Here is a 22,258-nt window from a genome sequence, read left to right as displayed (position 1 = left end):
GCGGCCGTCCGGACTGACGGCGCGTGCAGCTAGTGCGTCAATTCCTTCATCGCCCCCTCGAGCCCCTCGATCGTGATCGGGTACATGCGGTTGGCGAAGATGCGTTTGATGATGGTGGTGGATTCCGAATAGTCCCAGTGCTTCTGAGCGACCGGATTGAGCCACACCGAATGCGGATAGGTGCGAATGATGCGGTCGAGCCAGATCGAGCCCGGCTCCTCGTTGACATGCTCGACCGAGCCGCCCGGCACCATGATCTCGTAGGGCGACATCGAGGCATCGCCGACGAACACGACCTTGTAGTCGTGCGGGTATTTGTGCAGCACGTCCCAGGTCGGCGTGCGGTCGGTGAAGCGGCGCTTGTTCTGCTTCCACACGCCCTCATAGAGGCAATTGTGGAAGTAGAAATACTCCATGTGCTTGAACTCGCTCTTCGCCGCCGAGAACAGCTCCTCGACCTGCTCGATATGCGAATCCATCGAGCCGCCGATGTCGAAGAACACCAAGAGCTTGACCGCGTTGCGCCGCTCGGGGCGCATGACCACGTCCAGATAGCCGTGGTTGGCGGTCTCCTTGATCGTGTTGTCGAGATCGAGCTCATCCGGCGCGCCGGTGCGCGCAAACTTGCGCAGGCGGCGCAGCGCCACCTTGATGTTGCGGATACCGAGCTCGACATTGCCGTCGAGATCCTTGAACTCGCGCTTGTCCCACACCTTCACGGCGCGATTGTTGCGGTTCTTCTCCTGGCCGATGCGGACACCTTCGGGATTATAACCGTGCGCGCCGAACGGCGACGTGCCAGCCGTGCCGATCCACTTCGAGCCGCCCTGGTGCCGGCCCTTCTGCTCCTCGAGCCGCTTCTTCAGGGTCTCCATGAGCTTGTCCCAGCCCATGGCCTCGATCTGCTTCTTCTCTTCCTCGGTGAGGTATTTTTCGGCGAGCTTTTTCAGCCACTCCTCGGGGATCTCGGCCCCCTCCATGGCGTCGAGCAGGCTTTCCAGCCCCTTGAACACGGTGCCAAAGACGCGGTCGAACTTGTCGAGGTTGCGCTCGTCCTTCACCAGCGAGGTGCGCGACAGATAGTAGAAGTTCTCGACCGTGTAGTCCGCGAGGTCGGCGTCGAGCGCCTCCATCAACGTGAGGTATTCGCGCAGCGTCACGGGGACCTGCGCATCGCGCAGAGACGTAAAGAATTGCAGGAACATGGGTGACAGATTGCCCGTCGGGTGGCCGACGTCAAGGGGCCGAGACCAGCGCCGGGCGCTGGACCGGGCGGCTTTTTGCTCTAGAATTGGCGGCCTCAAGGGGTTGTTTTAGGGACGTTCGCAATGGGAATTCTCGCAGCACTCATCATCGGCGCCATCGCCGGCTGGCTCGCCGGTAAAATTGTCCATGGCGCGGGATTTGGCCTGCTCGGCAACATCGTTGTCGGTATCATCGGCGCGCTGGTCGCGGGCTGGGTGCTGCCGCAGCTTGGCATCGCGCTGGCCACGGGCACGCTGGGTTCGATCCTGGACGCCACGATCGGCGCGGTGATTGTGCTGGTCATCCTTTCGCTGATAAAACGGGTCTGAAAGCCTGACCGAACCAGGAACGGCCGCCATGAGCGGCCGTTCCTTTTGTTGGACCAGGGCGATGCCTGGGACGACGACCAACAAGGACGCGCAATGAAATTTACCGGCACCAAGGACTATGTTGCGACCGACGATCTCAAGGTCGCCGTCAACGCCTCGATCGTGCTGGAGCGCCCGCTGCTGATCAAGGGCGAGCCCGGTACCGGCAAGACGGTGCTGGCCGAGGAAGTGGCGAAGGCGCTGAACGCGCCGCTTCTGACCTGGCACATCAAGTCCACCACCAAGGCGCAGCAGGGCCTCTATGAATACGACGCGGTGTCGCGCCTGCGCGACAGCCAGCTCGGCGATGCCCGCGTGTCCGACATCAAGAACTACATCAAGCGCGGCAAGCTGTGGGACGCCTTCGCCGCCGAGCAGCGCCCGGTGCTCTTGATCGACGAGATCGACAAGGCCGACATCGAATTCCCGAACGACCTCTTGCTCGAGCTCGACCGCATGGAATTCCATGTCTACGAGACCGGCGAGACGATCAAGGCGAAGCAGCGCCCGATCATGATGATCACCTCCAACAACGAGAAGGAGCTGCCGGACGCTTTTCTCCGCCGCTGCTTCTTCCACTACATCAAGTTCCCCGACGCCGACACCATGGGCCGCATCGTCGACGTCCACTTCCCCGGCATCAAGAAGCGCCTGGTCGAGGAAGCGCTGCGGATCTTCTTCGAGGTGCGCGAGGTGCCCGGGTTGAAGAAGAAGCCATCGACGTCAGAGCTGCTTGACTGGCTGAAGCTGCTGCTCAACGAAGACATGACCGTCGAACAACTGCGGGAGCGCGACCCGCGCAAGCTCATTCCGCCGCTGCACGGTGCCCTGCTGAAGAACGAGCAGGACGTGCATTTGTTCGAGCGGCTGGCGTTCTTGAGCCGACGGGAAGTGTAAGAAGCCTTGTAGGATGGGTAGAGCGGAGCGAAACCCATCAAACTGTTCCCGCGATGTTGGAGCTGATGGTTTCGCTTCGCTCTACCCATCCTACGCGCTCTCGCTCCAGCCACCGGTGTCATTCCCCGCGAAGGCGGGGAATCCAGTACGCCGCGACTTCTCGGCTGAACCACTACTGTCTCGGAGTACTGGATCGCCCGCCTTCGCGGGCGATGACAGTGAGCGTGCAATCGCAGACACACCTTCGCATCCTCGCGGCGCATTTCGCCCGAGCTTTGCTCATTCCTCGCCCGCCAAAAAAAGAGGGCGCAGGGAAGGCCGGGTGCCGGCTTGGCACCCACGGTCCGCTGTGCGTAGATAGCGCAAAAGGACTGCACAGCGGCATACAGGTGCGGCCGAACACACGGCCTTCCCTGCGCGATGGTCGGACGGCTTATGCCGTGCTCTCCCGGGAGCCGAATTCCTTCTGGCCTCCCTCACCCCGCGAATTGACAATGCCGTCTGCCCGGTTGGGCTCGCGCACATCTCCGCGAAAGGCTTGACCGTAGCAACGACGGCCAGGACCACACGGTTTTGCCGTACGCGCTCAGCGCCGTCCGTCTACACGCGGCCGCGGACTCACAGGGACTACCCGCCCTGCCCGCACCTCTCGTGCCGACGCTGCCGCGTCCACCGCAACCCGGCCCGCGTTTCGAACGACTCGCGAACCGCCCCTCTTCGTGGGCCGGGCTGTTTCGACTTATGCCGCAATTCCGAATTTCGGTAAAGTGGAATATTTTTGTGGGGAGGAATTGACGGCGCGCGAAGTGTTTTGCCCGTCGGGACAATTCAAATGCGACTGCAAATCGTAGCCCGGATGGAGCGCAGCGAAATCCGGGGCATGGCGTGCGGGCCGATGCAGTCGTCCCGGATTGCGCTGCGCTCCATCCGGGCTACGGGACTGTCATCACGCCGACGCCTTACGCTTCACCGCCTTGCGCAAGGTCTCGTCGATCCGCGATTGCCAGCCTGGCCCGGTCGACTTGAAATGCGTGATCACGTCCTGGCTTAGGCGTAAAGAGACCAGCTTCTTTGTCGGCGACTTGTTCGGGCCGCGGCCATTGCGAATGGATGCGCTGAGGTCGGGGAAGGCTTCAGAAAACGGGCGCGCCTTAGCGAAATCTGCCTTTGTCAGTTCCGGATTGTCGCTGACATCGTGCAAGTCTTTTTTGGTGTAGCCCGACTTCTTTTTAGCGTTTGGCATAGAGTTTCCTTTCGCTACGGCTTGCGGGGCGCATGCTGATGACGCTGATGCCCTCGCGCCCCAACCGGGCGAACGCAACAACAATGACACCACGGGTACTCACGCCGGTCGCAACCCAGCGCTGGCTTCTGTTATGCGACGGAAACGTTTCGTCGAGATCGGCAAAATCCAACCCGTGCTTGTCGAGGTTGGCGAGCCGCTTCGGTTCATCCCGGACGATTTTCATCGACTATAATGTCGCTACGATTTATCCGGCCGTCAATATTTTGTAGCTACAGAATAAGAAGACCGTAGGGTGGGTTAGCGTCAGCGTAACCCACCTCTTTCGTTTCCGCGTCGAGAGAAGCGGTGGGTTACGCCGCGCGAACTGCGCTTCGCGCAGTCGCGGGGCTAACCCACCCTGCGCAGTTGCGCCCCTCACGCCACCGCTGCATCCGGCACGCGCGCGGATTCCATCGGCTGCTTGCCGCGGATGAGATCCGAGGCGCGGTCGGCGATCATCATCGTGGATGCGTTGAGGTTCGCCGAGATCATGCGCGGCATGACCGACGCATCGATCACGCGCAGCCCCTCCAACCCATGGACGCGGAGCTGGTCGTCGACCACCGCCCAGGTGGAATCGGCCGGGCCCATGCGGCAGGTGCAGCCGGGGTGGAAGGTGGTGGTGCCGCGTTCGGTGGCTGCCGCCAGGAACTCGTCGTCGGTGTTGATGTTCGGGCCCGGGAAATCCTCATAAGCGTAATAGGGCGACAGCGGTGCGGACTTCAGGAGCCTGCGCGCGAGCTTCATGCCACCGACGATGACGCGGCGGTCGAGCTCGGCGTCGAGATAATTGGTCTGGATGATCGGCGGTGCGAACGGATCATTGGAGCGTATGCGGACATAGCCGCGGCTCTCGGGGCGCTGCTGCCAGGAGGCGACCGTCATGCCGGGCTCGTCCTCGAGCTGGCCCTGCACGCCTTCCTTGTAGCTCGCCGGCGTGAACGTAAGCTGCAGGTCGGAGCTGTCGGCGCTTTCGCCGGAGTGCCAGAAGCAATAGACCATGGTCGGCGACAGCGAAAGCAGGCCTTTGCGCGCGGTCGCCCATTTCAGCGCCTCGATCCACAGCGAGAAGCCGCGGCGGAGCTCGTTGATGGTCCTGATGTCTTTGACGCGCGCCACCGTGCGCGGCGCGTAATGGTCCTGGAGGCCTTCGCCGACCGGCAGCGCGTGACGCACGGCGATGCCGTGGGCGCCGAGCAGATCGGGCGAGCCGATTCCGGAGAGCTGGAGCAGCTGCGGCGAATTATAGGTGCCGCCGGAGAGGATCACTTCCTTGTTGGCGCGCACTTCGACCGGCGTGCCGCCGCTGCCGCCCTTCATGTAGCGCACGCCGACGGCGCGCTTGCCCTCGAAGATGATCTCGGTCGCATGCGCATGCGTGTGCACATGCACGTTGGGCCGCTTCATTGCGGGCTTCAGGAACGCGGTCGAGCCGGAGACACGCAAGCCCTTGTCGATGGTGCGCTGGCAGTAGGAGACGCCTTCCTGCTTCGCGCCGTTGTAATCGGGATTGCGGGGAATGCCGAGCGAGACCGCGCCTTCCATGAAGGCTTCGCAAAGCGGATCGCGCCAATTCATCGTCGTGACGGTGAGGTTGCCGTCGCGACCGCGATAAATGTCTTCGCCCTCGCCGACCCGCTTCTCCAGCCGACGGAAGTAGGGCAGCACGTCGGCATAGCCCCAGCCGCGATTGCCCATCTGCGCCCAGGTGTCGAAATCCATCCGCTGGCCGCGGTTGTAGATGTGGCCGTTGATAGAGGACGAGCCGCCGAGCGTCTTGCCGCGCGGCGCGTAGATGCTGCGCCCGCCGGTCCAGGGCCCAACCTCCTGCTGGTAGGCCCAGTTGATGCTCTTCATGTGGAAGGTCTTGATGAAACCCGCCGGCAGATGGATGTAGGGATGCCAGTCGCTCGGGCCCGCCTCGAGCACACAAACGCTGGTCGAGGGATCTTCACTCAGCCGGCTGGTGAGCACGCAACCGGCGGAGCCCGCACCGACGATCACATAATCAAATCTATCCATGGTACCCCGGCCGCCTTTAGCGCGGCTTGTCGTTGAGTTGATAGTTCAAATGCGTTCGCACCGTCGGCCATTCGGCCGCGGTGATGCTGTAGACAACCGTGTCGCGCAGCGTGCCGTTCGGCGTCACCTGATGGCTGCGCAGAATGCCGTCCTGCTTGGCCCCGAGGCGCTCGATGGCGCGGCGGCTCTGATGGTTGAAGAAATGCGTGCGGAATTCCACCGCGATGCAGTTCAGAGTTTCGAACGCGTGGGTGAGCAGCAGAATCTTGCACTGCGTGTTGAGCGGTCCGCGCTGTGCGCTCTTGCCATACCAGGTCGAGCCGATCTCGACGCGGCGGTTTGCGGCATCGATGTTCATGTAGGTCGTCATGCCCACGATGTTGCCGCCGGCGTCGAACACGGTGAACGGCAGCATCGAGCCCGCGGCCTGAAGACCGAGCCGGCGGTCGATTTCCTTCGCCATGTTCTCAGGCGTCGGAATCGCGGTGTACCAGATCGTGGAGAGCTCGCCGTCCTTCACGGCCTCCACCAGCCCCTCGCGGTGCTGATGCGACAGCGGCTCGAGACGGGCGTGCTGTCCACGCAGGGTGATGGGATCAGGCCAGGGCATTTGAAGTCTCTCTCTGTTGTCATTGCGAGCGAAGCGAAGCAATCCAGAGTCTTACCGCGGAGGTAGTCTGGATTGCTTCGTCGCTCCGCTCCTCGCAATGACGACTTGGCTCACTTGTTCAAAAAATTCAACGGCAATCCGCCGCGCGGCCAGTCCATGGCGATCAGCTCGCCCTTGCCGGACAGCGTGATGTAGGCGGTCTTCAGCTCGGGGCCGCCGAAGGCGATGTTGGTGGTGACGCGGTCGCCGGTCGGGACCTGCTCAACCAGGGTGCCGTCGGGGGCGATCACCGAGATGCAGCCGGAAACTAGCGTGGCGACGCAGACATTGCCGTTGGCCTCCACCGCAAGCGAGTCGAACATCTGGTAGCCGCCGAGGCCGCAGATCGGATTTCCGCGCTCGCCGCGATAGATCACCTCACGCGGCTTGAGCGTGCCGGGCGCGGAGAGCTCGTAGGCCCAGAGCCGCCCCGTCGGCGTTTCCGCGATGTAGACGGTGTTCTCGTCCGGCGACAGCCCGATGCCATTGGCAGGCAGCACGCCATGCACGACCTCGACGATCTCCTTCATGCCGGGCTTGAGATAGTACATGCCGCCGACATCCATCTCGCGCGCGCGGCGTTTGCCGAGATCGGAGAACCAGAGGCCGCCGTGCTTGTCGAACACCAAATCATTTGGCCCGCGCAGATCATGCTCGCCGCATTTGGTCACGACGGTCTCGATCTTGCCCGATTGCAGATCGACGCGCTGGATCGACCCGCCGAGATAATCATCCGGCTGCGGTCCCGGCATGATCATCTTGCCGGCCGGATGCCAGGAGAAGCCGCCATTGTTGCAGATATAGATCTTGCCGTCGGGCCCGAGCGCCGCACCATTCGGGCCGCCCGGGACCTTGGCGACAATCTCCTTGCGGCCGTCGGGATAAACGCGGGTCAGACGCTGGCCGCGGATTTCCACCAGCACGACCGAGCCGTCCGGCATCACAACCGGCCCTTCGGGAAATTCGAGGTCGGTGGCGAGAACGCGAACGTTGGACATGGAGGCCCTCCCGGCTGCTTGTTATGGCTTGCGCGGGATGTCCGGCACGGGCCTCGCACGCAAGATTTGCCTGCGGTTATGACAAAGTCGCTTCCGCTTGCCAAGCAAGCGGGGAGGTATGCCAGCGTTGCGCTGCCCTACTCCTTCACCGGCACCCAAATCTCGAAGCCGCCATTGCCTGTGGCGGGATCGAATTTTTCTGCATAGCGCTCGAAATTCGGCGCGTCCGCGGCTTTCAAGCCAGATGCGGGCAACCATTGATTCCAGATCGTGTTGACGGTGCGACGGATCGAGGCGACGTGGTCGGTGTGGGTGAACACCGCATAGCGCTGCTCGGAGATGCGGACGCGTCCCAGGCCGCGCGGCAGCTCGGAAAAGTCGGAGACCTCAGCACCGGCGATATAATCGAAATTGCCGGCATCATCACCGTTATGACAGACGCCGTAGGCGACATTGCCGATCCGCGCGGGGATGCCTGCGACCTCCTGATGGAAGCGCGCCCACATCCCGGGGATGGCGGCGCCATTGTCGCAGGAGATGCGCTCAGCGAGGCCGGCGACGAGGAAGGCCTTTGCGGTTTCGAAACGCGGGGCTGCCAGATGGTCGAGCATGGTGGAGTCCATGAGGATCGGTTCCTGAAGCTTGAGTTTGTCGAGGCGCGTTGCCGCCCTTACCGCTTCGGGTGTCGCGCCAAATTGGTCGCGGAACGCGCGGGTGAATGCTTCGTGCGAGCCGTAATCCGCCTCCAGCGCCAGCGACAGAATGTCCGGCGCGCCCTTGGCGAGGCTGCGCGCCGCCTCCGTCAGCCGTCGCATGCGCACGTAGCGCATCACCGGATGGCCGGTGGCTGCGGCAAACGCGCGCACCATGTGGAAGCGCGACACGCCGCCGATCGCAGCGATCTCGTCGAGCGTCATCGGCTCGGCCAGATGGCTCTCGATGTACCAGAGCGCGCGCTGGGCTGGGTTCATATGGCCCTCGTTCGAAGCAAGGCCGGTTTAGGCGAACGCGAGAGGCCTCGCTTGATCGGCGTTGCGGTCAGCCCCTACTTCGCATCCTTCGCCGGCGGCGCGTCCTGCTTCTTCTTCACATCCTCCGCCGTCTTCGCCTGCGCGGCCTGGAGATCGCCGAGCGTCTTCTGCAAGCCGGCAAGCGTCACCTTCAACGCGTCGATCTGGCGGTTGGCCGCATCCAGCTTCTGCTGGTGATCGAGGTTAAGCTTCGTGACCGTCTTCTGGAGGAAATCGACGTTGCTCTGGAGGCAGCTCGTACGCCGCTCCATGGTCTTTTCGACCGTACAGATCTCGATGCCGGGCACGTCCTGCGCGCGCACTGGCGCTTGCGCCAGCGCGACGAGCGGTAACATCGCGAAACAAACGGTAGCGGACCGGCGCGGCATTCAGGTTCCTCGTCAAATTAATCACGGCAATTTGCGCGGAACGCGCAGAGCTTGCCAACGCTACCACACTCGTACCGCATTCTCGCGTTGAGCTTGGCGTGTTCCCTTGGACGGGGAGCAGTGAACCGCACGCGGAAGAAGTGGGCGCTCTTTCCGCGGCTTTGTTTAGGGGAGATTTTTGGAATGGCAACGCGCGACAGACGTCTGGCGGAATTCGATGGCGCCGGAGAACCACCGCCCGGTCAACGGGTCGAGGTGCTGTGCGAGGACCATAGCGGAACGTATCAGCTGCCGTTCGCATGCCGTTATGTCGAGGGACGCTGGCAGAACGACGCGGCCGGCGTGGCGGTGGAAGCAACCGTGATCGGCTGGCGCCTGCCGCGCATGAAGCACACCGGGGTGGCCTGAAGGCTCGCTTCTGTCTCAAAATGCAACGGCGCCGCGCGCCGTCTTAACCTTCGGAACGCGGTTCGAACGAATCGCGTCCGAATCAGCCGTTTAGCTCTGTCCACGCCTGTTCACGGCTAGATGTCGGCACTGCCCTGCTCGCGCGTACCATATCTGCGAGACGCGCGGGCGGGCTCGGGCTTGTCGACAGCACCAAACGTTAATTCCTGAAACGGGTGTGCATGCCCTCAATTCCGCCGCCGAAACGGGCAGGACGGCGCGCGCCTGCCTAATATTCGACCTCGAGCTCCTCGATCTCGGCCGGCTCGTCCTTGGCCGCCGCGATCCATTCCTTCATCTCGGGCATGGCCATGATGGTATCGGCATAGGCCTTCAGCCGCGGCTCGAGCTTGACGTCATAGGTCACGAAGCGCGTCACCACGGGGGCGTACATCGCATCCGCCATGGTACGCTTTTCACCGAACAGGAACGGACCGCCGGACTTCTCCAGGCAGTCACTCCAGATCGCCCAGACCCGGTCGATGTCGGCCTGGGCGCGCGACCAGATCTTGAAGCCGGGGAAATGCCCCTTCAGATTGACCGGCAGCGAGGCGCGCAGCGTGGTGAAGCCGGAATGGATTTCGCCGCAAATCGAGCGGCAATGGGCGCGCTGGACGCGATCCGCGGGCAATAGCCCGGCATCCAGCATCGCCTCGTTGAGATATTCGCCGATTGCCAGCGTATCCCAGACCGTGGCGCCGTCGTGCCGCAGGCACGGCACCAGGATCGAGGACGACAGCAGCAGTATCTCGGCGCGTGCCGACGCGTCGTCCGGTGCGGTGACGATCTCCTCGAAATCGAGCCCGGAAAACTTCGTCAGCAGCCAGCCACGCAGCGACCAGGACGAATAGTTCTTGCTGCTGATGGTGAGTGTCGCTTTCGCCATATGGCCCATTCCCTCACGCCTGTGACCTGCACCCCGCCCGGCCTGCGGATGTGCCCATTACCTGTGCTTCCCCGTGGACTCACACCGCTTCAGGAGCAAGCGATGTGCCAATTTTGAGGGCGATTTGACTCCACTTTGGCTTCGATATTGCATGGCACCATGGGACAGGTGGGCAGTTCAGTATGATGTCGATGTTTTATCAGGCCTTTCAGAACCAGATGGATCTGACGGCGCCGTGGCGGGCGGGAGCCTCGTCCGCGCTCAAATTCCTCCATCTGGTGCCCCAGGGCATGTCGGATCAGGTCGTTGGGCGGCTTTCGGCAGCGCTGGAGCTGATCTCGCGCTCCACGCTCACCTATCATCGCCCGGCCTATGGCATCGACAGCGTCATGGTCGGAAACCGCGAAGTCGCGGTCACCGAGGAGGTTGCCTACGCGACGCCGTTCGGCTCGCTGCTGCGTTTCAAGAAGGAAGGCGTGGGCGAGCAGCCGCGCATGTTGCTGGTGGCGCCGATGTCGGGCCATTTCGCAACGCTTCTGCGTGGCACCGTGAAGACGCTGCTCCAGGACCACGACGTCTACATCACCGACTGGCACAATCCGCGCGACATTCCCCGCAGCGAGGGCCGTTTCGGGCTCGACGATTACACCGAGCACCTCATCGACTTTCTCGGACAATTGGGCCCGCGCCCGCATATGGTTGCGATCTGCCAGCCGTCGGTGTCGGCGCTCGCGGCCGCTGCGATCATGTGCGAGGGCAATCATCCGTCGCGTCCGGCGACGCTGACGCTGATGGCAGGGCCGATCGATACGCGCATCCAGCCAACCAGGGTCAACGAGTTCGCCAAGAGCAGGCCGATCGACTGGTTCGAGCAGAACCTGATCAACTACGTGCCGATGCAGTGCCGTGGCGCGCTGCGGAAAGTCTATCCGGGCTTTGTGCAGCTCACCGCCTTCGTCTCGATGAATCTCGAGCGCCACATCAAGCAGCACATGGATCTCGCCAATCACATTGCAAAAGGCGAGAAGGAGAAGGCCGCCAGCATCAAGACCTTCTACGACGAATATTTTGCGGTGATGGACCTCCCGGCGGAGTTCTACATCGAGACCGTGCGCGACGTGTTCCAGGAGCATCTGCTGCCGCAGGGCAAGCTGATGCATCGGGGCCGTCCCGTCGACACCAAGGCCGTCAGCCGCATGGGCCTGATGACGGTCGAAGGCGAGAAGGACGACATCTGCTCGATCGGCCAGACGCTCGCCGCCCAGGACCTCTGCACCAGCGTGCGCGCCTATCGCCGGGTACACCACATGCAGGCCGGCGTCGGCCATTACGGCGTGTTCTCGGGCAAGCGCTGGAATAACGAGATCTATCCGCTGCTGCGGGATTTCGTGCACGTCAATTCGTGATACGCGGCGTCACGCTTCGACGGCCATCTGTCGGATATGCGCGGCTGTCGGCTTGCGTCCGGCGCCGTTGATCGGCGTGATGTCCTGCGGGCAGGCCGAGAAGACCACGTAGCAATCCCGGACAGCTCGCAGCACCACATAGTCGCCAGGCCTGCTGACGGGCTCGCCCTGCGTCAGGCTGAGATCGCCGTTGACCGGAATGTTCATGAAGAGATTGAGCGGCTGCGGCACATGGCCTGCCTTCACGCCGATCTCGTCCAGAGCCTCGACCATGTTGTCGGCGCAGTTGCGGTGATAGTCCGTGCAGCCGAGATGCTCATAGCGCCAACGGTCGCACGCCGCCATCAGGGTGTCATGGATGCCGGGCGATGTGTCTTGCTCCAGCACCAGGATCGGCTCCCGCTTGTTGGTGAAGAGCGTCTGGCCGGCGGCCGGCATCAACCGGCCGTTCTCGACCCTTGTATGCTCCATCGACATGTAGTGTCCGAGATCTTCGATGCAGAACGCCCAGGTGTCCACGACCTGCGAGCCATGGGTGTTGATGATTTGGACGGCCTGCCCCTTGCCCAGCTGAACCGCCTTGCCGTGCGTGGCCGGAATGACGTCGAGCGTTCCATTCATGATGTCCTCCTTCAAGCGACGAGACGGGCGCTGCGGCGGGCTGCCCAGCGCGGCTGAGCACAGATATGCCCCAGAAATTCGATGACGGTCAGCGCGCCGAGATAGGCGGTGACGCCGGTGCCGACGTCGAGTGGCGGATTGACCTCGACGAAGTCGAAGCCCGCGATATCGTGCCTCTCGGCAATCGCCTTCAGGCTGTCGCGCAGTTCGGGATACGTCAGTCCATTGGGCTCGGCCGAAACGCAGCCTGGAACCAGCGACATGTCCATCGCGTCGACGTCGATGCTGACATACACCCGTGAGCCCGCAGGCAAGAGATCGGCGACCCCTTGGGGGCCGATCCGACGGAACTCGCCCATCGGAATGACGCGGTTGCCTGCAGCAATGACATCCTCCACCTGCGCCGGCGAGTGGCGCAGGCTGCGGATGCCGACCTGGGTCAGGCTCAGCGCATTCTCCATCGCCGCGATGTGACGAAACGCATGACTGTTGGTGATGGTCAGATCATTTTCGAACGGCGCGTAGTCGGTGTGGGCGTCGAAGTGGATGACATGCAGCTTCTCGTCGAAGGCACGGAAGATCGGATAGGTGATCGAATGATCGCCGCCGAGCACCACCGGCAGCGCGCCGCGCTCGAGGATCCCGCGTACCATGGCCGTGATGTTCTCGAAGGTGCGAGGCGCATTGGCCGGATGAATGTCGACATCGCCCACGTCGGCGATCAGGCGCTGCGACATTTCTTCGACGAGATATTCGCGCCGCGTCTCGGGGTCGTAATAGCCTTTGCCGCTGCCATAGAAGCGCAGGGAATGCTCACGTAGCGCGCGCGGCGCGAAGCGGCTGCCGGGCATGAAGGGCGAGCCTTCGTCGAACGGCACCCCGAGCACGGCAATGGCGGCGTCGAGCTGCGACAGGTCCTCGCAGATGCGCGACCGCAGGAACGAGGGAATGCCGACATAGGGCCGGTTGACGCGGGACATGGCTCTTACTCCGTTGTGTCGATTGTCGTACCGGGATTGTCGTGGCGGCGGTTTGCCATCACCAGATCGATAAAATTTCGCAGGCGCGGTTCTTTCGGCGCGGCGATGATGTCCCGCGCCGGCCCCTCCTCGAGGATCCGGCCCTGATCCATGAAGGCGATGCGATCGGCGACGTTGGCGGCAAAGCCGATTTCATGCGTGACGACCAGCATCGTCATCCCGATCTCTGCCAGTGAACGCAGCACGGCGAGCACTTCGCCCACCAATTCCGGATCGAGTGCCGAGGTCGGCTCGTCGAACAGCATCAGGGCCGGATCCATCGCCAGCGCGCGGGCGATGGCCACCCGTTGCTTCTGCCCTCCGGAGAGCGCGTGCGGATGGCGGTCCATCCGGTCTGCAAGACCAAGCCGCGTCAGCAGTTCTTCGCCGCGCCGGATCGCCTCGGCCCGCGGCCGACCCAGCACCACCGTCTGCGGGCGCACTACGTTCTCCAGCGCCGTCATATGCGGCCAGAGATTAAATTGCTGAAAGACGATGCCGACCTGCGGACGCAGGGCGTCGATCTGGCGGCGGCTCTGGTGGCGCACGACGCCGCCCGGCGTCAGTTCGCGCCCCAACGGCTTGCCCGCCACCTCGATGAAGCCGTCGTCCGGCTGTTCGAGCCAGGTCAGGCAGCGCAACAATGTGCTCTTGCCGCATCCACTCGGGCCGATCAGCGCGACGATCTCGCCCGCATGCACATCGAGATACACCTGATCGAGCGCGATGACGCCGTGAAAGCGCTTGGTCAGCGCCGAGACGCGGAGGACGGGCGTCGCGCTCATCACGTCCTCCTGGCAACCAGAGAGAGGTAGCGGTCGGCGATCCGGTTACGGCTGACGGCTTCGGCCTGCACGGCTCCAACCCTGCGTTCCAGCCGCCTGGATATTTCCGCGATGACGACTGCCATAAGCCAGTAGATCGACGCGACCGCCGCGAACACTTCGAACGGGGCAAAGGTGTTTCCCTGCACCACGAGGCTCTGGTAGGTGAGCTCCGGCACCGTGATGGATGAAAGGACGGCCGACTCCTTCATCATGGTCAGCGTCATGTTGGTAGACGGCGGCACCAGGGCGCGCAGGATCTGCGGCGCGACCACGTGCCACATCGCACTCATTGGCGACATGCCGATGGCGCGCGCGCTTTCGAACTGGCCGCGCGGCAAGGCGAGGATCGCAGCGCGCACGATTTCGGCGTAATAGGCGCTGGCGAACAGCGCGAGTGCCGCGGTCCCGACCAGGGTCGCCGGCAGTCGGATGCCCCCAAACGGCAATCCGTAATAGACGACGAAGAGAATGATGATGAAGGGAATGTTGCGCAGGACTTCGACGTAGAAACCGGTGACGAGTTGCGGCAACCAACCCGGCACGAGTGCGATCAAGGCAACCGTAATCCCCGCGACATAGCCCATCACGAGCGCCGCAACCGAGACCTGGAGGGTCAGCCACGCACCCTGCAAGAGCAGCGGCCAGTAGTCGACCAGAACTGCGGGATCGAAATGCATCGCTTCAGGCCCGCGCCGTAGCGAAGCGGCTTTCCGCCACTCTGCCGGACAGGCTGATGACGAGATTGATCACGAGGAAGACCAGTGCCGAACCGATCATGGTCTCGAACGGCCGATAGCTGGCGCTGGCGATCTGCTGTGCCGTGCGCAGCACGTCGACGACGGTGATGACCGACAGAAGCGCGGTGCCTTTCACGACGATCGTCGCCTCGTTGATCAGCACCGGCACGATGCGCCGGAACAGCTGGGGCAGCACGACCTTAAGCCAGATGGCATAGGGCGGGAGTCCGAGCGCCGTCGAAGCCTCGATCTGACCGGCATCGATGGTGGCGAGACCGCCGCGCATGCTCTCGCTGACGAACACCATGCTGTTGAAGGCGATGGCCGAGACACCCGCCACCTCCGGCGAGAGGTCGAGACCGACCGCCGGAAGCACGTAATAGGCGATGAAGATCTGGATCAGAAGCGGCGTGCCGCGCACAAAGCTGATGACGACGGCGATGCACGCGTTGACAGCGGCGATCTTCAGCGAGCGGACGATGGTCAACGCGGTACCGAGCGCAAGGGCGAGCAGCATGATGATGACAGCCAGCCGAATGTTCACGGCCGCCGCACCGATCAGACGAGGCAGGATCGACAGCAGAAAGTCGAGCTTGAAGCCCATGGCACGGGCCTTTCATATCGGAAGATGCCTGGTCTCGCCGTTACCCCTTTGTCACCACGTCGATCGACTACATTGCCCCGGGCGGCAGATAGTCTTGATCCGGGATCTTCATTTCGAAACCGAACCATTTCTTCTGGAGAGCCGCGAGGCGGCCATCGTCGCGCATCTTGCGGATCACCGCGGAAACGGCGTCCCTTAAGTCCTTGTCGTCGGGCCGCGTCACCCAGGCGAGATAGGAGAATCCGCCGTCCTGAGGTGTTGGCGCCAGCAGCTCGAAGACGTCAGGCTTTTCCTTGACCAGCGCGGCAAGGCTCGGCAGCGACTGGATCACGGCGTCGGCTTCGCCGCTGGCGAGAGCCACGTAACTTTCGGGGAAAGCGGTGAAGAGCTTCAGTTCCTTGAAGCCCGTCCCGCCTGCGGCCTTCAGCTTGGCATCGAGCGCACGAGCGACCGGTTCGGTCGACGACGCAAGCTGGGTTGCGACCACCTTGCCGTTGAGATCTTCCACCTTGGTGAGCTTGTCGCCCTTGCGCTTCATGGCGTAGGGCACGCCGTCGGCGATCGGCATCGTATAGGCGTAACGCTTGGCGCGTTCCGCGTTGATGCCGACCGTGGTGGCGACAAAATCGAACTTGCCGGCCAGCACACCCGGCAGGATGCCCTGCCAGGGCAGGTCGAGCTGGTTCAGCTTCTTGACGCCGAACTCCTTGACCACTTCGGCGAGAATATCGGAACCATAGCCGACGATCTTGCCATCCTTGACGAATTCGAAAGGAGGAAAGGCCGCTTCGGTGCCGACCGTCAACTCGCCGGTCCGCTTGATCTTGTCCAGCGTCGTCTCGGCGAACGCTTGCTGGCTCGCGACCAGTGCGAGGCAGACACTGCCGGCCAGAACGCCGAATATCGTGCGATTGGTCTTCCGCATGGCTGATCCCTTCGTTGTCGATGTCCGCAAAATCTGCCGCCGCCTCAGGCAGGCGGCGCGTCGAAATAATTCGCCCTCACCGCCGCGCCGATCAGATTGACGATCAGGCGGCCGGCCGTGATGCAGGTGATCATGTTGACGTCGATGGACGGCGTGATCTCTACAATGTCCATGCCAACCACTCGCCCCTTGCGCACCAGGCCGTGGATGAGCCTGCGGACCTGATGGAAGGTGAGGCCGCCCGGAGCCGGGCCCTCGACGGCAGGCATCACGGTCGGATCGAGGCCATCGGCGTCGATCGTGATGTAATACTGGCCACCTTCCGGAATCCGCTCGAGCACTGAATCGATGCCCTTGTCGTGCACCTCGAAGGCCGGAATGATGTTGGAGCCGTAGGCAGCCGCTGCCTCGACCTCTTCGGTCCGTGCGCTGCCCGAGGAGCGAATGCCGATCTGGAAGATCTCGCCAATGTGGGGCATCTCGGAGGCCCGCCGGATCGGGCTCGAGAGGCCATCGCGAACGCCGTTCACTTCATCGCGCCAGTCGATATGGGCGTCGACCTGAATCAGCGTGATCGGACCATGGCCCTTGAAGGCGCGCAAAATCGGGATCGGGATGCCGTGATCGCCGCCGATGGTGATGGGCATGGCGCCAGCGGCAAGGATCTTGCTTACTGCTTCTTCAGCACGGATGGAATGGCTGCGGAGATCGGTCATGTCGGCAGGCACGTTGCCGACATCGACCACTTTCAAGGCACGTCCGCCGTAGATCGGGCCGCCGACGTCAAAATCGTAGCGTTCCAGGCCGCGACAGATGCGATCGGTGACCGAGCGGACAGCATCGGGTGCGTTCGACTGATCGTTGGTGATCGCGGCGGCATGGTAGGCGCTGCCAAACGGAATGCCGAGGATGGCAATGTGCGCGTCGAGAGCGTCGAGATCGGTGCAAATAGGCGACCAGAGCAGGCTCTGGTGCTTGAGCGAAGGCGGCACCGTCAGGGGCAGAGCCATACGTCCTCCAGGTCACAGCAGGTTGGTGTTGCCGAACAAATCGGCATCTGACTGCCAAGCGAGCGGTCTGCGCATCGCCTGGGTGTTCAGCAACCGTAACGTGGACCGGACAACGCCCGGAATGACGTTTCCCGAAACCATGCTTGTAGGATCCGCAACATGAAGCACGTCGCGCCAGCACCCGTTCCGCATCTCACGGAGACTGATCTCAGGCTGTTGCGCATCTTTCGAGCCGTCGCCGAAGCAGGTGGCTTGACCGCAGCAGAAACCCAGCTCGGGATGGAGCGATCAACCATCAGCCGGCATCTGCTGGCGCTGGAAACGCGGCTCGGCAGCCGGCTCTGCTTTCGCGGTCCGACCGGGTTCGAGTTGACCGATTTCGGCCGCAAGGCGCTACAGGCCAGCATCGCAGCGTGCGACGCACTTGAGATGGTGCATCACGAGCTCAATCTGGCTCGCAACATTCTGTCGGGCGAGCTGAAGATCGGCATCGCCGACAACTGCCTGTCCAATCCGCATTGCCGGTTGGCGGACACGCTGGCCCAGTTTCGCGCTGCCGCCCCCAATGTCACCCTGAACGTTGCGATCGGCCTGCCAAGTTCGCTCGTCGAGGACGTGCTGGAGCGACGGCTGCATCTCGCCATCAGCGGGCAGCCTGCTGTCAACGGCAAGCTCGAATACGTCTCGCTGTTCACCGAGGAGTTCCGGCTTTACACGGCCGCATCCGGGCCGCTTGCGCTCGACGCCTTGCGCGACGGCGGTGTGGTCCTGGTGACGCGAACAAACGATCGACGCACACAAAACCTCGCTCGGCGGCTCCATATCAAGCAACACGCTGTCGCCTTCGGACTGGAAGCGGTTGCAACAATGCTGGTCGGCGGCGGGTTTGTCGGCTTCTTGCCGAGGCATTATGTCGAGATGCTGAGACCGATCCATCAATTGGAGGAAGTCTCGGGCGCCGAGGCGTTTCGCTATGCGACCCAGTTCTCGCTGATCTCGGCGATCAACCGACCGCTTCCACCGAGTGGCCGGCTGTTGGCCAAACTGCTGACTGATCCAGAGAGCGCAACCTGAGCGAAGTCTCGGACTTGGCGTGCATCGCCGCAATCTCTTCAGCAATATCAGACAAAGCACCGTGACTTTGGGAAAGACGCCAACGCTGCGCGACGACTAGAACGTGGACATGCCGTTCGAGCCGGAGGCCGTGCCATGTCCGAATTACCAACCGCTGCTGCAACATCTGCTTTAATCGTCGACGCGCTGAAGGCGGTCGCCGGCAATCCGCCAAAGGTGCGCGCGAGCTTTGCCAAGGGCCGCTGCGTGCGCGGCACCTATACCCCGTCCGACCGCGCCGCAGAGATCACGCGATCGCTGAGCTTCACGAAGCCGTCGCGCGTGCTGGCGAATGCGAAGGGCGAGACGCGGTTCATCAAATTCAAGGTCGCGCCCGTCGGCGGTGACGTCACGCTGAGCGAGGAGGAGGCCAAAGCGAAATCCGCCGACTTCCTGCACGATGATCTTGCGCGGCGGATCGCAGCGGGCGACGTCCGCTTCAACGTGATCGCCCTGCTCGACCGTCCCGGCGACCCCATCATGGACGTGACCATCCGCTGGCCGGATGAGGACAATCGCGAGGAGGTGCGGCTGGGGACGATCGTCATCACCAGCCTTGAGGCCGACGATGCGTGCGATACGTCTATCTTCAATCCGGCCAATCTCGCCGACGGCATTGGCCATCCGCCGGACGAGATCTTTGCGGCACGCCGCGCGGCCTATACAATCTCGCTGGCAAACCGCCGCTGATTTAAGACCCGTCCTTAGGTCTACTCGTCTGGGCCGCCCTGCGCTTCGCGGCGCCACACGCCCGGGCTGACGCCGACCATGGACGAGAACACCCGCGTGAAATGGCTCTGATTGGCAAATCCGGCCGACATCGCAATCTCGGACAACGGCAGATCGCGAACCGTCATCAGCTGCTTAGCCGCCTTGACGCGCTGGCGGAGCAGCCATTGATGCGGCGGCAAGCCGGTGGAAATCCGGAACGCGCGTGAGAAGTGGCTGACCGACAGGCCGAGCTCGGCTGCGACCTGCTGCAACGCGACCTTTCCGGTCAGATCGGACTCGAGCCGATCGCATGCGCGCTTCACCTGCCACGGCGCGAGGCCGCCGCGGTTCGGCTCCGCGCCCGACTTCAGTCCGCCATAGGTCTGGGCGACGTGGGCGGTGAGCGCCAGCATCATGTGATCGACGAAAAGCTGATTGGTCTCGTCCGGCCGGCGCAGCCCTTCCTGCAACGAGGCGCCGATATGACGGATGACCCCGTCGTCATGACCGACACCGGGCTCGTAGCTGAGTTCGCCGATGCGAGGCGCACCAGGCTGCCTGCTGATGTCGTCGAGCGCCGAGCGTGGCAAGTAGAAAAACAGCGAGTGAAACGGCTTGTCGATCACGTAGCGCGGATCGCGCTTGAGGTCGTAGAGATAGGTTGCGCCCGCACGGACATCGGTCTTGGCGACGCAGCGGCCCCGCTCCCAGCATTCGCAATCCGGATAGTCGCGAAATTTCAGGCTGACGAGATAGGCATCTTCCGCAGGCAGGGAACCGGAGAGATCCGCCGTCGGGTCGTCATTCCGAGCTTCGGTGACCGCGAGCTCGGCGCTGCGGAGTGAACGCGTGATCAGCGATGGTGCATCCCTCGAATGCAAGGGACGCCCGAGCCTCTGTCCGTACACACCCGCTTGTGTCATGTCGCTCAATCCATTCGTGAAAGGCATTTCGTCGCCGCCAGCCCTCCGATGCCGATGCATTATCGGAGATCGCCCCGCGCCGGTCCAGCTTCGCCGCATCAACATGAAGGTGTTGTGGCAGGCCGCCTCACCTATCACGGCAAGACGATTTTCAGAGTAATTTCAGCGTGATTTCACAGGCGTGGCATCGAAGGACAGCCACCTGAGCCGGTCCGGCAAATCGCTGCGCGATTTCATCGTGCGTTCTTGAAACCATTCGCAGCACAAGGGCGCGCTCGCGGCCCGCGGAGCCTCAGGCCGACCATTCCTCGCCCCAGACCTGGACGACGTGGCCGGGCGACACTTCGCGATATTGCCGGACCGGCGGCTGGTAATCCGGCGCGCGCACCGGGCTTCTGATCTCGTCGTTGGCGACCTCGCGCTTGGTGCCGCGGCGCGCGGGGTCAGGCACGGGCACGGCGGCCATCAGCTTCCTGGTATAGGGATGCTGCGGATTGCCAAACACAGCTGCGCGCGGGCCGATCTCGACGATCTCGCCGAGATACATCACTGCGACGCGATGGCTCATCCGCTCGACCACCGCGATGTCGTGGGAAATGAAGAGATAGGCCAGCCCCATGCTGGCCTGAAGGTCGAGCATCAGATTGACAACCTGCGCCTTGACCGAAACGTCGAGCGCCGAAACTGCTTCGTCCGCGACGATCAGCTTCGGCCCGAGCGCGAGCGCGCGTGCGATGCAGATGCGCTGGCGTTGGCCGCCGGAGAATTCGTGTGGGAAGCGCGCGGCCATGTCAGCGGTCAGACCGACGCGCGTGAGGAGATCGGCGACCTTCTCTCGCGCCTGCGCGGCGGTGGCGAGCCCGTTGGCCAGCAGCGGTGCGGCGATCGCCGTCCCCACCGACATGCGCGGATTGAGGCTTGCGAAGGGATCCTGGAACACGATCTGCATATGCCTGCGGAAATCGCGCAAGGTGCGGCCATTCATGGCAAGCACATCCTGGCCGTCTATCAGCACCGTCCCGGTGTCCGGCTCGATCAACTTGAGGATGGAGCGGCCCGTGGTGGATTTGCCGCAACCGGATTCACCGACCAGCGCCAACGTTTCCCCGGCGCGCAGAGTGAAGGAGACGTTCTCGACCGCATGGACACGGCCCGAGACTTTTCCGAACAATCCCGAGCGGATCGGAAAGCGCGTGGTGAGGTTGGACACTTCGAGCAGCGGCCGCTCGGCGGTCGAGACCGTATCCGGTGTCTCCGCCGGCTCGTCCGAGGTGCCCGTCACCTTGTCGACGATCGGAAAACGCATCGGCCGCGGGCGGCCGTCCATCGAGCCGAGGCGCGGCACGGCCGCCAGCAGCGCCCGGGTGTAGGCGTGTGACGGCGAGGCGAAGATGCGCGAAGTCGCGTCGGTCTCCACCGCCTGCCCGCCATACATCACCACGGTGCGGTCCGCGATCTCCGCGACCACACCCATGTCATGGGTGATGAAGAGGATCGACATCCCCTCCTCCTGCTGGAGCTCCTTCAGCAGCTCCAGGATCTGGGCCTGAATGGTGACGTCGAGCGCAGTGGTCGGCTCGTCCGCGATCAGGAGTTTCGGCTTGCAGGCTAGCGCCATTGCGATCATCACGCGCTGGCGCATGCCGCCGGAAAAGCGATGCGGATGCTCGTGGAAACGCGATTTCGCCGCGGGGATGCGGACACGATCGAGCAGGCGCACGGTCTCGGCCTCCGCCGCCGCGCGCGACAGGCCGCGATGCTGGATCAGCGCCTCTGCAATCTGGAAACCGATGGTGAGCACCGGATTGAGGCTCGTCATCGGCTCCTGGAAGATCATGGCAATTTCGTTGCCACGGATATCCTTCATGCTTGCTTCGGGCAGCATCATGAGATCGCGGCCCGCGAGCATGACGCGGCCCTCGATGCGGCCGCTCTCCTTCGGGATGAGCCGCATGATGGAGAGCGCGCTGACGCTCTTGCCCGAGCCGGACTCGCCGACGATTGCGACCGTCTCCTTGGCGGCGATGTCGAACGAGACGTTGCGGACGACGGGGATCCATTGCCGCTCGCGCAGGAACGACGTGGTCAGGCCGGCGACCGACAGCACCGGCGCCTGCGCCTCGGCGACGACTTGATCAGCTCCGCTTGCGCCCATACTCATGCGAG

At 63.2% G+C, this 22,258-nt stretch carries 24 protein-coding genes; 6 read left to right on the top strand and 18 right to left on the bottom strand.

Going from position 1 to position 22,258, the window contains the following annotated elements:
• Nucleotides 1-29: 29 nt before the first annotated feature.
• Nucleotides 30-1,205, bottom strand: coding sequence for a vWA domain-containing protein (locus UP06_RS08990; protein ID WP_045002166.1), 1,176 nt, complete (start codon nucleotides 1,203-1,205; stop codon nucleotides 30-32).
• 123 nt (nucleotides 1,206-1,328) lie between these two features.
• Here UP06_RS08990 and UP06_RS08985 point away from each other — a divergent pair, with 123 nt between their 5' ends.
• Together UP06_RS08985 and UP06_RS08980 are read left to right on the top strand one after the other, a co-directional pair.
• The gene (locus UP06_RS08985) at nucleotides 1,329-1,574 is read left to right on the top strand and encodes a GlsB/YeaQ/YmgE family stress response membrane protein (RefSeq protein WP_045002165.1); all 246 of its coding nucleotides are present in this window, start codon (nucleotides 1,329-1,331) and stop codon (nucleotides 1,572-1,574) included.
• Between the two features lie 93 nt (nucleotides 1,575-1,667).
• Nucleotides 1,668-2,510 (top strand): AAA family ATPase, encoded by an 843-nt coding sequence (locus tag UP06_RS08980; protein WP_045002260.1) that lies wholly within the window; start codon nucleotides 1,668-1,670, stop codon nucleotides 2,508-2,510.
• A gap of 946 nt (nucleotides 2,511-3,456) precedes the next feature.
• On the opposite strand, the gene UP06_RS08975 is transcribed toward UP06_RS08980, so the two are convergent.
• The 7 genes from UP06_RS08975 to UP06_RS08945 form a co-directional block, all read right to left on the bottom strand.
• Complete coding sequence (locus UP06_RS08975; protein WP_045002164.1) at nucleotides 3,457-3,753, bottom strand: BrnA antitoxin family protein; 297 nt, start codon at nucleotides 3,751-3,753, stop codon at nucleotides 3,457-3,459.
• Nucleotides 3,740-3,979, bottom strand: coding sequence for a BrnT family toxin (locus UP06_RS08970; protein ID WP_045002163.1), 240 nt, complete (start codon nucleotides 3,977-3,979; stop codon nucleotides 3,740-3,742). The genes UP06_RS08975 and UP06_RS08970 overlap by 14 nt, the downstream gene beginning before the upstream one ends.
• Nucleotides 3,980-4,170: 191 nt before the next feature.
• A complete protein-coding gene (locus UP06_RS08965; RefSeq protein ID WP_045002162.1) occupies nucleotides 4,171-5,817 on the bottom strand; it encodes a GMC family oxidoreductase in 1,647 nt (548 codons plus the stop codon).
• A 16-nt stretch (nucleotides 5,818-5,833) separates the two neighbouring features.
• On the bottom strand, nucleotides 5,834-6,427 hold the full coding sequence (locus UP06_RS08960) for a GNAT family N-acetyltransferase (protein WP_045002161.1): 594 nt from the start codon (nucleotides 6,425-6,427) through the stop codon (nucleotides 5,834-5,836).
• A gap of 110 nt (nucleotides 6,428-6,537) precedes the next feature.
• A complete protein-coding gene (locus UP06_RS08955) occupies nucleotides 6,538-7,464 on the bottom strand; it encodes an SMP-30/gluconolactonase/LRE family protein (RefSeq protein WP_045002160.1) in 927 nt (308 codons plus the stop codon).
• Nucleotides 7,465-7,601: 137 nt separating this feature from the next.
• The gene (locus tag UP06_RS08950) at nucleotides 7,602-8,435 is read right to left on the bottom strand and encodes an AraC family transcriptional regulator (protein WP_045002159.1); all 834 of its coding nucleotides are present in this window, start codon (nucleotides 8,433-8,435) and stop codon (nucleotides 7,602-7,604) included.
• Between the two features lie 74 nt (nucleotides 8,436-8,509).
• Nucleotides 8,510-8,863 carry a hypothetical protein gene (locus UP06_RS08945; protein WP_045002158.1) on the bottom strand — a complete coding sequence of 118 codons (354 nt, stop codon included), beginning with the start codon at nucleotides 8,861-8,863 and terminating at the stop codon, nucleotides 8,510-8,512.
• A 183-nt stretch (nucleotides 8,864-9,046) separates the two neighbouring features.
• On the opposite strand from UP06_RS08945, the gene UP06_RS08940 reads away from it, so the two are divergent.
• Nucleotides 9,047-9,271 (top strand): hypothetical protein, encoded by a 225-nt coding sequence (locus tag UP06_RS08940; RefSeq protein WP_045002157.1) that lies wholly within the window; start codon nucleotides 9,047-9,049, stop codon nucleotides 9,269-9,271.
• A gap of 268 nt (nucleotides 9,272-9,539) precedes the next feature.
• Here the strand turns inward: UP06_RS08940 and UP06_RS08935 are convergent, their stop codons facing one another.
• On the bottom strand, nucleotides 9,540-10,196 hold the full coding sequence (locus UP06_RS08935) for a glutathione S-transferase family protein (protein ID WP_045002156.1): 657 nt from the start codon (nucleotides 10,194-10,196) through the stop codon (nucleotides 9,540-9,542).
• 182 nt (nucleotides 10,197-10,378) lie between these two features.
• Here UP06_RS08935 and UP06_RS08930 point away from each other — a divergent pair, with 182 nt between their 5' ends.
• On the top strand, nucleotides 10,379-11,602 hold the full coding sequence (locus UP06_RS08930; RefSeq protein WP_082078694.1) for a polyhydroxyalkanoate depolymerase: 1,224 nt from the start codon (nucleotides 10,379-10,381) through the stop codon (nucleotides 11,600-11,602).
• Between the two features lie 9 nt (nucleotides 11,603-11,611).
• Here UP06_RS08930 and UP06_RS08925 read toward each other — a convergent pair whose 3' ends face one another.
• From UP06_RS08925 to UP06_RS08895, 7 genes are all read right to left on the bottom strand, one after another.
• Nucleotides 11,612-12,223, bottom strand: coding sequence for a DUF1989 domain-containing protein (locus tag UP06_RS08925; protein ID WP_045002155.1), 612 nt, complete (start codon nucleotides 12,221-12,223; stop codon nucleotides 11,612-11,614).
• Between the two features lie 11 nt (nucleotides 12,224-12,234).
• Complete coding sequence (locus UP06_RS08920; protein WP_045002154.1) at nucleotides 12,235-13,203, bottom strand: arginase family protein; 969 nt, start codon at nucleotides 13,201-13,203, stop codon at nucleotides 12,235-12,237.
• 5 nt (nucleotides 13,204-13,208) lie between these two features.
• Nucleotides 13,209-14,027 carry an amino acid ABC transporter ATP-binding protein gene (locus UP06_RS08915; protein ID WP_045002153.1) on the bottom strand — a complete coding sequence of 273 codons (819 nt, stop codon included), beginning with the start codon at nucleotides 14,025-14,027 and terminating at the stop codon, nucleotides 13,209-13,211.
• Complete coding sequence (locus tag UP06_RS08910) at nucleotides 14,027-14,746, bottom strand: amino acid ABC transporter permease (RefSeq protein WP_045002152.1); 720 nt, start codon at nucleotides 14,744-14,746, stop codon at nucleotides 14,027-14,029. The genes UP06_RS08915 and UP06_RS08910 overlap by 1 nt, the downstream gene beginning before the upstream one ends.
• A 4-nt stretch (nucleotides 14,747-14,750) precedes the next feature.
• Complete coding sequence (locus tag UP06_RS08905; RefSeq protein WP_045002151.1) at nucleotides 14,751-15,410, bottom strand: amino acid ABC transporter permease; 660 nt, start codon at nucleotides 15,408-15,410, stop codon at nucleotides 14,751-14,753.
• 67 nt (nucleotides 15,411-15,477) lie between these two features.
• On the bottom strand, nucleotides 15,478-16,335 hold the full coding sequence (locus UP06_RS08900; RefSeq protein ID WP_045002150.1) for a transporter substrate-binding domain-containing protein: 858 nt from the start codon (nucleotides 16,333-16,335) through the stop codon (nucleotides 15,478-15,480).
• 44 nt (nucleotides 16,336-16,379) lie between these two features.
• On the bottom strand, nucleotides 16,380-17,345 hold the full coding sequence (locus UP06_RS08895; RefSeq protein ID WP_045002149.1) for an agmatinase: 966 nt from the start codon (nucleotides 17,343-17,345) through the stop codon (nucleotides 16,380-16,382).
• Nucleotides 17,346-17,504: 159 nt separating this feature from the next.
• On the opposite strand from UP06_RS08895, the gene UP06_RS08890 reads away from it, so the two are divergent.
• Both UP06_RS08890 and UP06_RS08885 read left to right on the top strand, forming a co-directional pair.
• Nucleotides 17,505-18,419 (top strand): LysR family transcriptional regulator, encoded by a 915-nt coding sequence (locus UP06_RS08890; RefSeq protein WP_045002148.1) that lies wholly within the window; start codon nucleotides 17,505-17,507, stop codon nucleotides 18,417-18,419.
• Nucleotides 18,420-18,554: 135 nt separating this feature from the next.
• Complete coding sequence (locus UP06_RS08885; protein ID WP_045002147.1) at nucleotides 18,555-19,148, top strand: catalase; 594 nt, start codon at nucleotides 18,555-18,557, stop codon at nucleotides 19,146-19,148.
• 20 nt (nucleotides 19,149-19,168) lie between these two features.
• Here UP06_RS08885 and UP06_RS08880 read toward each other — a convergent pair whose 3' ends face one another.
• Nucleotides 19,169-20,092 carry a helix-turn-helix domain-containing protein gene (locus UP06_RS08880; RefSeq protein WP_045002258.1) on the bottom strand — a complete coding sequence of 308 codons (924 nt, stop codon included), beginning with the start codon at nucleotides 20,090-20,092 and terminating at the stop codon, nucleotides 19,169-19,171.
• 292 nt (nucleotides 20,093-20,384) lie between these two features.
• Complete coding sequence (locus UP06_RS08875; protein ID WP_156162853.1) at nucleotides 20,385-22,253, bottom strand: ABC transporter ATP-binding protein; 1,869 nt, start codon at nucleotides 22,251-22,253, stop codon at nucleotides 20,385-20,387.
• Nucleotides 22,254-22,258: the final 5 nt, after the last annotated feature.

The sequence above is a fragment of the Bradyrhizobium sp. LTSP857 genome (assembly GCF_000938285.1).
Lineage (GTDB): Bacteria > Pseudomonadota > Alphaproteobacteria > Rhizobiales > Xanthobacteraceae > Bradyrhizobium.
The sequence above is the reverse complement of the archived record's forward strand: the minus strand, read 5'-3'. Positions and strand labels throughout refer to the sequence as shown.